This is a genomic window from Ensifer sp. (assembly GCF_035999135.1).
GTDB lineage: Bacteria > Pseudomonadota > Alphaproteobacteria > Rhizobiales > Rhizobiaceae > Ensifer.
The window spans coordinates 1-9,791 of sequence record NZ_DASYGZ010000027.1 but is presented as its reverse complement, the minus strand read 5'-3'; the positions used below and the strand labels follow the sequence as shown (position 1 = coordinate 9,791).

Annotated in this window: 12 protein-coding genes; 6 read left to right on the top strand and 6 right to left on the bottom strand. The window is 63.1% G+C overall.

Going from position 1 to position 9,791, the window contains the following annotated elements; translation table 11 throughout:
• Positions 1–416 precede the first annotated feature (416 nt).
• The 3 genes from VGO12_RS02205 to VGO12_RS02195 all read left to right on the top strand — a co-directional run bounded on the left by VGO12_RS02205 (position 417) and on the right by VGO12_RS02195 (position 3,129).
• Entirely contained in the window at positions 417–1,310 is an 894-nt protein-coding gene (locus VGO12_RS02205) for a LysR family transcriptional regulator (protein ID WP_327511113.1), read from the top strand.
• 107 nt (positions 1,311–1,417) lie between these two features.
• A complete protein-coding gene (locus VGO12_RS02200) occupies positions 1,418–2,062 on the top strand; it encodes a DUF1007 family protein (RefSeq protein ID WP_327511112.1) in 645 nt (214 codons plus the stop codon).
• Positions 2,056–3,129 (top strand): nickel/cobalt transporter, encoded by a 1,074-nt coding sequence (locus tag VGO12_RS02195; protein ID WP_327511111.1) that lies wholly within the window; start codon positions 2,056–2,058, stop codon positions 3,127–3,129. Before VGO12_RS02200 ends, VGO12_RS02195 begins: the two co-directional genes overlap by 7 nt.
• Before the next feature lie 109 nt (positions 3,130–3,238).
• Here VGO12_RS02195 and VGO12_RS02190 read toward each other — a convergent pair whose 3' ends face one another.
• The 4 genes from VGO12_RS02190 to VGO12_RS02175 all read right to left on the bottom strand — a co-directional run bounded on the left by VGO12_RS02190 (position 3,239) and on the right by VGO12_RS02175 (position 5,862).
• The gene (locus tag VGO12_RS02190) at positions 3,239–3,445 is read right to left on the bottom strand and encodes a hypothetical protein (protein WP_327511110.1); all 207 of its coding nucleotides are present in this window, start codon (positions 3,443–3,445) and stop codon (positions 3,239–3,241) included.
• A gap of 41 nt (positions 3,446–3,486) precedes the next feature.
• Entirely contained in the window at positions 3,487–4,182 is a 696-nt protein-coding gene (locus VGO12_RS02185; RefSeq protein WP_327511109.1) for a GNAT family protein, read from the bottom strand.
• 120 nt (positions 4,183–4,302) lie between these two features.
• Positions 4,303–5,016, bottom strand: coding sequence for a tellurite resistance TerB family protein (locus VGO12_RS02180; RefSeq protein WP_327511108.1), 714 nt, complete (start codon positions 5,014–5,016; stop codon positions 4,303–4,305).
• Between the two features lie 207 nt (positions 5,017–5,223).
• Positions 5,224–5,862 carry a 2-dehydro-3-deoxy-phosphogluconate aldolase gene (locus VGO12_RS02175; protein WP_327511107.1) on the bottom strand — a complete coding sequence of 213 codons (639 nt, stop codon included), beginning with the start codon at positions 5,860–5,862 and terminating at the stop codon, positions 5,224–5,226.
• Between the two features lie 201 nt (positions 5,863–6,063).
• Between VGO12_RS02175 and VGO12_RS02170 the strand changes: the two genes are divergently transcribed.
• From VGO12_RS02170 to VGO12_RS02160, 3 genes are all read left to right on the top strand, one after another.
• Positions 6,064–6,537 carry a CYTH domain-containing protein gene (locus VGO12_RS02170; protein WP_327511106.1) on the top strand — a complete coding sequence of 158 codons (474 nt, stop codon included), beginning with the start codon at positions 6,064–6,066 and terminating at the stop codon, positions 6,535–6,537.
• A complete protein-coding gene (locus VGO12_RS02165; protein ID WP_327511105.1) occupies positions 6,534–7,442 on the top strand; it encodes a CHAD domain-containing protein in 909 nt (302 codons plus the stop codon). Before VGO12_RS02170 ends, VGO12_RS02165 begins: the two co-directional genes overlap by 4 nt.
• A 99-nt stretch (positions 7,443–7,541) precedes the next feature.
• Positions 7,542–8,498, top strand: a complete 957-nt coding sequence (locus VGO12_RS02160) for a rhodanese-related sulfurtransferase (RefSeq protein WP_327511104.1) — start codon at positions 7,542–7,544, stop codon at positions 8,496–8,498.
• Positions 8,499–8,701: 203 nt separating this feature from the next.
• On the opposite strand, the gene VGO12_RS02155 is transcribed toward VGO12_RS02160, so the two are convergent.
• Positions 8,702–9,106, bottom strand: coding sequence for a GFA family protein (locus VGO12_RS02155; RefSeq protein ID WP_327511103.1), 405 nt, complete (start codon positions 9,104–9,106; stop codon positions 8,702–8,704).
• Positions 9,107–9,218: 112 nt separating this feature from the next.
• The coding region (locus VGO12_RS02150) for a MetQ/NlpA family ABC transporter substrate-binding protein (RefSeq protein WP_327511102.1) at positions 9,219–9,791 on the bottom strand (573 nt) is incomplete at its 5' end.

The following is a 9,791-nucleotide window of genomic DNA, read 5'->3' as shown; positions in this document are numbered from 1 at the left end:
CCTCGCATTTCCCGGTTGGCCGGAATAGCGACTGGAGGGGTTAGTTCCAGGTACCTTACCGATACCCTCACCTAATCGAGGGTCGGCGGACACCCACAGGCACGTGCGACTTTGGGCAAGGGCGTAGGTAAGAAAAAAGCCCGTCGTAATCAAGAGTTTTTTTCTTGCGGGCGGTTGAATTTTTTCTCAACCGGGCAAAACTGCGAATGTTCACAATAATTGAACGATCGACGTCGAATTGACCACCATCTAAAGCATTGAAAAACTGGAACTATCCTCCTGGACCGCCGTTGCTCTTCAAGCCGGAGCAACAGACGCAAGCGACGGACAATCCACCGCCTTCAAGACCGGGGCGGAAAGAGGCGGTCGCAAGCGATTCGCCGGGACGTCTTCGAGAGCACGAAAGAAAGACCGCCATGGATACACTCACCCGCATCCGCGCTTTCATCGACGTCGTGGACGCCGAGGGGTTCTCGGCCGCCGCGCGGCGCGTCGGCCGGTCGAAGGCGCTGCTTTCGAAATATGTGCGCGAACTCGAGGACGAACTCGGCGCGCTGCTGCTCAACCGGACGACGCGGCAATTCTCGCTGACCGAGGCCGGCCACACCTACTACCGTACAGCCTCGGAAATCCTGAAGGAGATCGACAACCTTGCCGACCTCGTGCGGGCCAACAATTCGGACCTGAAGGGACGGCTGCGCATCACCGCCCCCCGCACCTTCGTCGACGCCGACATCGGCCAGTCGCTCGTCGACTTCGGCAAGCAGCACCCGGAGCTCTCGCTCGAAATCATCTCGGACGACCGCTTCGTCGATCTCGTCGAGGAAGGCTTCGATGTCGCCATCCGCATCACGCGGCTCGAAGATTCGACGCTGATCGCCCGCAAGCTTGATGATTTCCAGGTGCTGATCTGCGCAGCACCCGAGTTCCTGGAAAAAGCCGGACCGATCGAACACCCGACGGATCTGTCCAAGGTGCCCTGCATTCTCGACACCAATGGCCGCTCCTATTCCAACTGGCGTTTCGTCGAGCCGGACGGATCCGCCTTCACCGTTCCGGTCAGCGGCCCGATCGAGGTCAACAGTCCGCTCGCGGCCCTGCGCGCCGCCGTCTCCGGCCTCGGCGTGTCGGTGATCCCGGATTTCATCGCCCGCCCGAAAATCGCATCCGGCGAACTGGTGACCTTGTTTGACGACTTCCTGCCGCGCGACCGCGGCATCTATGCCATCTATCCGCACCGTCGCTATCTGCCGGCCAAGGTGAGGACCCTGGTCGATTTCCTGCACGCCTGGTTCCGCAAGCCGCGCTAACCCCTACGCGGCTGCCGCGCAAAGTCCCAATTCCGTCCCATTTCCGGTACATTCCCGGAAACGAATCGCAGGGGAGCCCGCGCCCCGACCGAAAGGATTGCCGCCTCATGAGATTGAACCGCCTCGTCATGGCCGGCCTTGCCACCTTGCTTGCGCCAACCCTGGCTTTTGCCCATCCGCATATCTTCGCGGAAGCGCGGCTCGAGGTGGTTTCCGATGACAAGGACGAGATCAGCGAGCTCAGGAACGTCTGGCGTTTCGACGAGCTGTTCTCATCAAGCGTGGTGCTCGACTTCGACAAGAACTCGAACGCGACGCTCGACCCAGACGAACTGGCGGAGGTCGGCCAGACGGTGCTGGAATCGCTGTCCGAGTACAATTACTATACGACGATTTTCGACAACGGCAAAACCATCAAGGTCAACAAACCGGACCATATCACCGTCGATTACAAGGACGGCCAGCTCTTGATGATGTTCGCCGTCAAGCCGGCCGAGCCGATGCCGCTCAAGGGCAAGCTCTCCTTCGGAGTCTATGATCCGACGATGTATACGGCGATGGATTTTGCGACCGACGACGACCTGACCGTCGTCGGTGACAAGATCAGTGCCTGCACCCACAAGGTCGTCCGCCCCGATCCGGACGAAGTTCTCGCCGAAAACAAGGATACGCTCACCGATGCCTTCTGGAGCGATCCGACCGGCACGGACATGTCGAAGCTGTTTGCAACCCGGATAGAGGTCACATGCTGAACGCCCGAAAGATCGGCCGCCTGGTGACAGCTGCACTCGTCGTCACCGCACTCTCGGCAACCCTTGCAGCCGCCCAGTCGCCGCTCGGCATCGGCACCGCAGAGCCGGCCTTCAGCACCAAGGGCTTCCTCGGCGGCTTCTTTGCCTGGGTGAACATGGAGCAGCAGGGCTTCTACCGGCTGATGACCAACGCACTCAAGGGCATGCGCGAAAACCCCTGGCAGTTGTGGTCGCTGGTCGGTCTTTCCTTCACCTATGGCGTGCTGCATGCCGCCGGCCCCGGCCACGGCAAGGCGGTGATCTCGTCCTACATGATTGCCAACGAGACCGAACTGAAGCGCGGCGTCATGCTCTCGTTTCTGTCCTCGATCCTGCAGGGCGTCGTCGCGATCCTTTTGATCGGCGCCGTCTATCTCATCCTGCGCGGCACCTCGATCAGCATGACCGATGCGACCCGCTCGCTGGAAATCGCCAGCTACGCGCTGATCGCCGCCTTCGGCGGCTGGCTGCTTCTGCGCAAGTTGCGCTCGATGTGGCGTCCGGCCGTTGCCCTTGCCCCGGCCGGCGGTGCGCCCGCACTCCACGTCCACGACCACCACGATCACAGTCACCATGAGCATGGCCACCATGCGCATGGGCACCATCATCATGACCACGGCAGCCACGCCCATCACCATGGCCCCGGCGAAGTTTGCGCCAGCTGCGGACATGCACACGCGCCTGACCCGTCGATGCTCAAGGGCGATCGTTTCGCGCTCCGCGAGGCCTGGTCGGCGGTCATCGCCGTCGGCCTGCGCCCCTGCTCGGGCGCCCTGATCGTGCTGTCCTTCGCGCTGCTGAACGGCCTTTATCTCGGCGGCGTGCTCTCGGTCCTTGCCATGTCGATCGGCACGGCGATCACCGTCTCGATCCTTGCGACCATGGCGGTGACAGCCAAGGGCGTCGCCCTGCGTTATGCGTCGAGCACAGCGTCGGCCGCCCGCATCTCCAACGGCATCGAGATTGCGGGCGCGCTGCTCGTACTGCTTCTGGGATTGATCCTGCTCGGCGCGGCTCTGCAGAGCTGACGCTCAGCGCCGCGCGCCCTGTCGGACGCGCAAAGGACGCTGTAGCACTTTGAATTGCTGCACGTTCTTGTCCATTAATCGCTAAGATCAAAGGTCAGATGCAGCGGACTCAGAGCCCGCGCTTGCGCTGATAACGCGCCCTCAGCCAGAACAGCAGGAAGAAGCCGAGCACGAAGATCACACCGAAGGCCGCGGCAAGCCAGGGCGAGATCTCGCCAAGCTTCAGCATGATCGACGGCAGCACGAAGAAGCCGAGACCCGCCAGGACGAGAATGATTGCTGCGGCGATCGCCGGCGACTTTTCCTTGGTCTGCATGGTCCCTTAACCGTTGTCTGGCGCAGCAGGGGCTTCGGGCGTTACTTCGACGCCTGATGCTCCAGTTCCGCACGTATATCCTCAAGTCGCCGCTTCTGGCGACCATCTGCATCGAAATTATCAGCTGCGAGCCAGGTTTCGAATGCGGCATTGAGCAGCGGCCACTCGCTGTCGATCATCGAGAACCAGGCCGTGTCGCGGTTGCCGCCCTTGGAAATCATGTGCTGCCGGAAAATGCCCTCGAAGGTGAAACCGAGGCGCGCCGCCGTCTGACGGCTGGCCATGTTCTCGCTGTTGCACTTCCATTCGTAACGACGGTAGCCCAGATCCTCAAAGACATGTTTTGCCATCAGGTAGTGGACCTCGGTCGAAAGCGGCGAACGCGCCATCGCGGCGCCGTGCGCCACGGAGCCGACCTCGACGACGCCATTGGCCGGATCGGGGCGCATGTAGTTGGCCATACCGACGACGATGCCGGTTGCCTGGTCGCGGAAGACCTCGGTGACCCAGCTCGACTTCTGTTGCGCCGCCGTCAGCCAGGCGTCGAAGTCCTCGATGCCTGAAAAGTCCGGCTGCGCGAAATACTTCAGCAGCGGATTGATCGCCATACCCCCGAGGCCGTCCCAGAGGTCCTGCAGATGCCGCTCGCGCTCATAGGGCTCGAGCTTGACGAACCGCCCTTCGAGCGCGACGCCCTTCGGCGCCGGGCATCCCTTCCAGTCGTTCAGATCACGCATTGGCCGCTCCCCTCTTCACATGTTTTGCCCTTAACCCGACAGGTCCAGGGAAACATGCAGGAGACGAGCGGCCGACACAAATTCAAACTGGTGATGAACCCATGAGCGCCCTGAGGGCTGTCAGGCCGTGGCCGGCACCTTGGCCGCCGAAACCGTCGCCTCGATATGGTCGACCAGTGCGTCCGGGAGGCCGAGGCGGCCGGCGAGCAGGTCGAGATAACCGCGCTCCGCCCGCGTTTCCGGCTCGATCGTCAGGCGCGACGCGGTGTAGACCTCCACCCGCTCCTCCTCCGTCTTCGCCGCACCGACGATCGCATCGATATCGACAGGGTTGGCAAGCTCGCCTTCCAGGAACGCGGCAGCATCGGCCGAGAGGCCAGAGACGGACAGCTTGTCCATGATGTGCTGGCGTTCGGCGTCGTCGATGTGGCCGTCGGCGCGGGACGCGGCGATCATCGCCCGGACCAGCGTCAGCGCGAAGTCGTGGCTGACGGCCTCGGGTGCCGAGGCAAAGCCGGAATCGGCCGGCGGCGGCAGAAGCTCCGGTTCGCCCTTGGCAACCGTCGCGCCGCCCGGCGTCGTGCCGGCCTGGTAATTCTTGTAGGCCTGGTAGCCAAGACCCGCGATCGCGGCAAGCCCGCCGAGAACGGCCGCATTGCCCGTCAGCTGGCGTCCGGATTTCGTGCCGAGCAGAACCGCGGCAATGGCGCCGGTCGCGAGCGGATTGTCCTTGGCAAGCTGCGTCACCTGGCCCGCGCGATCGCGCACCGACCCGCCGGCGCCGGGCACCTGCGATCCCAGAAACTGGTCCAGCAATTTCTTCGCGTCGAACATCGGGTTTCGCTCCTTGTCGGTTTGGATAGTCGGTTCCAGGCGGAGGAAGGCAAACGAAAGGGTGCGCCGCCCGCGCGCCCGCCGTCGAATGGAGTGAGACATAGGAACGTTGCAGGGAAAATACAAATTCGCGCCAAAGCAGCAGGACCAACGCAAAAAGGCCGGACTTGCGTCCGGCCTCTGATTTCGTCTGTCGAAAGAGATGTCTCAGCCCTTGAGCGTGAAGGCTTCCGCCGCAAGCTTGGTGATGCCGGCCCAGTCGCCCTTGGCGACCAGTTCCTTCGGCGCGACCCAGGAGCCGCCGACGCAGACGACGTTGGGCAGCGACAGATAGTCGCGTGCATTGGAAAGCGAGATGCCGCCGGTCGGGCAGAACAGCGTGCCGGCAAGCGGCGAGGACAGCGACTTCAGGTAGGCGGCGCCGCCGGCCTGCTCGGCCGGGAAGAACTTCATGACGTCATAGCCCTCTTCGCGCAGGCCCATGACTTCGCTGGCCGTTGCCGCACCCGGCAGAAGGGGCACGTCGTGGTCGTTGGCGACATCGATCAGTTCCTGGGTCGTGCCGGGGCTGACGATGAACTTCGAGCCGGCCTCGATCGCCGCCTCGAACTGGGCGGCGTTGAGGATCGTGCCGGCGCCGGCGACGGCACCTTCGACTTCGTTGGCAACGGCGCGGATCGCTTCGAGTGCCGCCGGCGTGCGCAGCGTGATCTCGATCGCCTTCAAGCCGCCCGCAACGAGCGCGCGCGCCAGAGGCACGGCCGTCGCCACGTCGTCGATCACCAGCACCGGAACGACCGGCGCCAGTTTGAGGGTTGAAAGAAGCTTGTCGGATTTCGCACTCATGCCGATCGTCCTTTTTAAAACGATTGAATATGCCTCCGCATACCCCGCTCGACGGCACTTGTCGAGACCGACGGCTGCAAGACAGTCGCGCCGAATATAAGATAAGTATAAAATAACATCGGCAACAGACAGATGGCTTGAGCCTTCGCGGGAAAGCTATAGGTTGATCGCGGTCGAGCCTCTCGAAATGGCGGGTATTCCATGGCGAAGGAAATAGAGCGCAAGTTCCTGGTCGCCTCCGACGGCTGGAAGGAACAGGCGGACCGGGGCATAGACCTCAGGCAAGCCTATGTCGTCACCATGGACGACCGCTCGCTGCGCGTGCGCATCCACGGCAACAAATGGGCGCGCCTCACCATCAAGATCGGCAAGTCGGCACTCGTCAGAAACGAATATGAGTACGACCTGCCGATGGACGACGCCCGCGAAATGCTGACGCAGGCGGTCGGCATCGTCATCGAGAAGCGACGGTATCGCGTTCCCTACAAGGGCTTCACCTGGGAGGTGGATGTCTACGACGGGGCGTTGAAAGGGCTTGTCGTTGCCGAAGTGGAGATGAAGCGGGAGACGGACCTGCCGGCGCTGCCCCACTGGATCGGCCGCGAGATCACCGGCGACCGGCGCTATTCCAACCAGTCTCTCGCCATCGAAGGACTGATGGAACCGCAATCATGACCTACGCCTTCCAGCCCGGACGGCCTTTCTCAGAGGACTTCCGTGCGATCGCCGCCGAACAGCTCAGCCAGGCGGTCACGACGCTTGAGGAGCAGCGCGACGGCGTGCACGAGGCGATCCACGACGCCCGCAAGAATTTCAAGCGCCTGCGCGCGCTCTACCAGCTCGTTGCGGCCGATGCACCGCTGTTTCAGAAACAGGAAAACGGACGCATTCGCGACATGGCCCGCAGTCTTTCGACCATGCGCGACGCCGCGGCGCTCGTCGAAAACGCCCATTACCTCAAGGCGGCCGCGTGCAACGAGGACGAAGAAAGGGCGCTCACCCATGTCTGCGAGCGGCTGACGACACGGCGCGACCGTATCGCGGAAAGCGCGACCGACATCGAGGATCGCGTGGCCGGCACCATCGTGCGCTGCGAGCAGGCGCTGCAGGCCCTGAGCCACGTGACATTCGACGACCGACGCCGCAGGACCGCAGACCGGCTGACGAAGGGATGGCGGCGCACGCTGAAGCGTGCCAAGCGCGCCAGGCAGGCGTGCGACGCGACCGCAGAGGCGGCAGCTTTCCATGAACTGCGCAAGCGGTCGCAGGACTACCGCATGCATCTCGGCCTGATGCGCGCGGTCTGGCCCTCGGCCATGCAGGCCAAGCGCACGGAAGCAAAGGCCCTGGTCGACACGCTTGGCCATCTCAACGACCTCGCGGTCATGACCCAGCTGATCAACGAGGACCCGGGCCTTGCCGGCAACAGCCAGGACCAGGCGCACCTGATCGCCGCCGTCATCGACCGCCAGGGAAGCCTGCGCAAGGACGCGCTCGATCTGGCCGCCCTCGTCTTCCAGGAAGAGCCCGACGATGAAAGCAGGACGATCCGCTTGCTCTGGCTCGACGCCGCGCGCTGAGGCAAAGCCCGGCCCTGCCGGCCGTCAAGCGCGACAGATCCGCACTCGCGTTGCCGCTGAGATTGCGCTTGCGGCGCGAAAGCTGTATTTGCAGCGGCCATGACCGACATTTCCTCGACCTCGCGCCCTGAGACCCATGGTGAGACCCACGGCCAGTTTCTGGTCGCCGCGCTCTATCATTTCGCACGCTTTCAGCGCTTCGCCGATTTCCGCGAACCGCTGCAGGCCGTCTGCGACGAAAACGGCGTCAAGGGCACGCTGCTTCTGGCCCATGAAGGCATCAACGGCACGATCGCCGGAACAGACGCCGGCATCGCGGCCGTGCTTGCGTTTCTGCGGGCACAGCCGGAGCTTGGCGCGCTCGAGCACAAGGAAAGCCGCGCCTCCTCCATGCCCTTCCTGCGCATGAAGGTCCGGCTGAAAAAGGAAATCGTCACCATGGGCGTCGAGAACATCGACCCCAACCGGATCGTCGGCACCTATGTCGAGGCGAAGGACTGGAACACGCTGATTTCCGATCCCGATACGATCGTCATCGATACGCGCAACGACTATGAAACGGCGATCGGCATCTTCAAGGGCGCGGTCGATCCGCAGACCAAGACCTTCCGCGAGTTCCCGGACTGGGTGCGCAATCATACCGGCCTGCACAACAAGCCGAAGATCGCCATGTACTGCACCGGCGGCATCCGCTGCGAGAAGGCGACCGCCTTCATGAAGGAGCAGGGTTTCGACGAAGTGTTCCACCTCAAGGGCGGCATCCTGAAATACCTCGAGGAAGTTCCGCAGGAAGAGAGCCTGTGGGAAGGCGCCTGCTTCGTCTTCGACGATCGCGTCTCGGTCACCCATGGCCTCGAAGAAGGCGAGCACACCCTCTGCCACGCCTGCCGCCAGCCGCTGACAACGGCCGACCTCGCCTCGCCGCACCACGAGGACGGCGTCTCCTGCATCCACTGCCACGAGGTCCGCACCGACGAGGACCGCGAGCGCTACCGCCAGCGCCAGAAGCAGATCGACCTTGCCAAAAAGCGCGGCGAACGCCACCTCGGAAGCTAATGCGGCTTCCGAAGAATTTGCCCCTCATCCGCCTGCCGGCAGGGACTTGCGGCACCCGCCCCTGCCCACAAAGCTAACTCCAGCTTTCGGCTGCGACTTGCAGGCGGTCCCCGGGCACAGAGAGCACCGCAGCGTGGCACGTCCCCTCGCCCCGCTTGCGGGGAGAGGGTTAGGGTGAGGGGCGGTTTCACTCGCGAACGCAGTCAGCCCGGCAACGCCTCGCATTCGTCAAGCGCCAGCGCGCTGCGGTCCCATTCATGGCGGCTGCGGGTGAAGATCGCGTCAGTCGGCTGGAACACCGAGGGGTCGTCGAGCGTGCCGGCATAGATCGACACACGCGGATCATCAGGCGGACCGGAGCCATAGACCTGGCTGCCGCAGGTCTCGCAAAAGTACCGGATCGAGGGATTGCCGTTTTCGGCGCGCGTCTCGTAACCGCGGCCGGTGCCCGACAACGTCACATCCGCCCGCTCGAAGATCATATAGCAGCAATGGCCGGTTCCGGTCGTGCGCTGGCAATCGCGGCAATGGCAGAAACCGGAAAAGAGAGGCTCACTGTTCAGCTCATACCGGATTGCACCGCAGAGACATCCGCCTTTCAAGACCATGGTTCGTCCTCCTCGAAGCGTCAGGAGGATAGCCAAGCGCGCCTTGCGGTCAAAGAAAAACCGCGCGCCGCAATTGCAGCGCGCGGTCCGTGTTTCTCTTCGACAGAGACGCTTACCAGCTCGGGATCAGCGCGCCCTTGAAGGTGTCGTTGATGAACGCCTTCACCTTTTCGTCGTGGTAGGATTCGACCAGCGTCTTCACCCACGGCGCGTCCTTGTCGGCCTTGCGCACGGCAATGACGTTGGCATAGGGCGACTTCTCGCCTTCGATGGCGATCGCGTCCTTCTTCGGATGCAGGCCGGCTTCCATCGCGTAGTTGGTGTTGATGACGGCGGCATCAACGTCCTGCAGCGAGCGCGGCAGCTGGGCGGCGTCAAGCTCGGCAAAGGTGATGTTCTTCGGGTTTTCGGTGATGTCGGACGGGGTCACCTTCAGGCCCGCTTCTTCCTTGACCTTGATCAGGCCCTTGGAAGCGAGAACGAGCAGCGCGCGGCCGCCATTGGTCGGGTCGTTCGGGATGGCGATCGTCGCGCCGTCCTTGATTTCGTCGAGGCTCTTCACCTTCTGCGAATAGACACCCATCGGCGTGGTGATGGTGGTGCCGACGCTGACGATCTCGAAGCCGCGATCGGCGATCTGGTTGTCGAGATAGGGCTGGTGCTGGAACGAGTTGGCGTTGAGGTC

What these genes read in the sequence shown, in the direction of transcription:
- VGO12_RS02180 (WP_327511108.1), bottom strand. Translation starts at nt 5,016, where the DNA reads ATGTTCGACGCGAAGAAATTGCTGGACCAGTTTCTGGGATCGCAGGTG.
- VGO12_RS02165 (WP_327511105.1), top strand. Translation starts at nt 6,534, where the DNA reads ATGACCTACGCCTTCCAGCCCGGACGGCCTTTCTCAGAGGACTTCCGT.
- VGO12_RS02195 (WP_327511111.1), top strand. Translation starts at nt 2,056, where the DNA reads ATGCTGAACGCCCGAAAGATCGGCCGCCTGGTGACAGCTGCACTCGTC.
- VGO12_RS02155 (WP_327511103.1), bottom strand. Translation starts at nt 9,106, where the DNA reads ATGGTCTTGAAAGGCGGATGTCTCTGCGGTGCAATCCGGTATGAGCTG.
- VGO12_RS02170 (WP_327511106.1), top strand. Translation starts at nt 6,064, where the DNA reads ATGGCGAAGGAAATAGAGCGCAAGTTCCTGGTCGCCTCCGACGGCTGG.
- VGO12_RS02175 (WP_327511107.1), bottom strand. Translation starts at nt 5,862, where the DNA reads ATGAGTGCGAAATCCGACAAGCTTCTTTCAACCCTCAAACTGGCGCCG.
- VGO12_RS02200 (WP_327511112.1), top strand. Translation starts at nt 1,418, where the DNA reads ATGAGATTGAACCGCCTCGTCATGGCCGGCCTTGCCACCTTGCTTGCG.
- VGO12_RS02190 (WP_327511110.1), bottom strand. Translation starts at nt 3,445, where the DNA reads ATGCAGACCAAGGAAAAGTCGCCGGCGATCGCCGCAGCAATCATTCTC.
- VGO12_RS02185 (WP_327511109.1), bottom strand. Translation starts at nt 4,182, where the DNA reads ATGCGTGATCTGAACGACTGGAAGGGATGCCCGGCGCCGAAGGGCGTC.
- VGO12_RS02205 (WP_327511113.1), top strand. Translation starts at nt 417, where the DNA reads ATGGATACACTCACCCGCATCCGCGCTTTCATCGACGTCGTGGACGCC.
- VGO12_RS02160 (WP_327511104.1), top strand. Translation starts at nt 7,542, where the DNA reads ATGACCGACATTTCCTCGACCTCGCGCCCTGAGACCCATGGTGAGACC.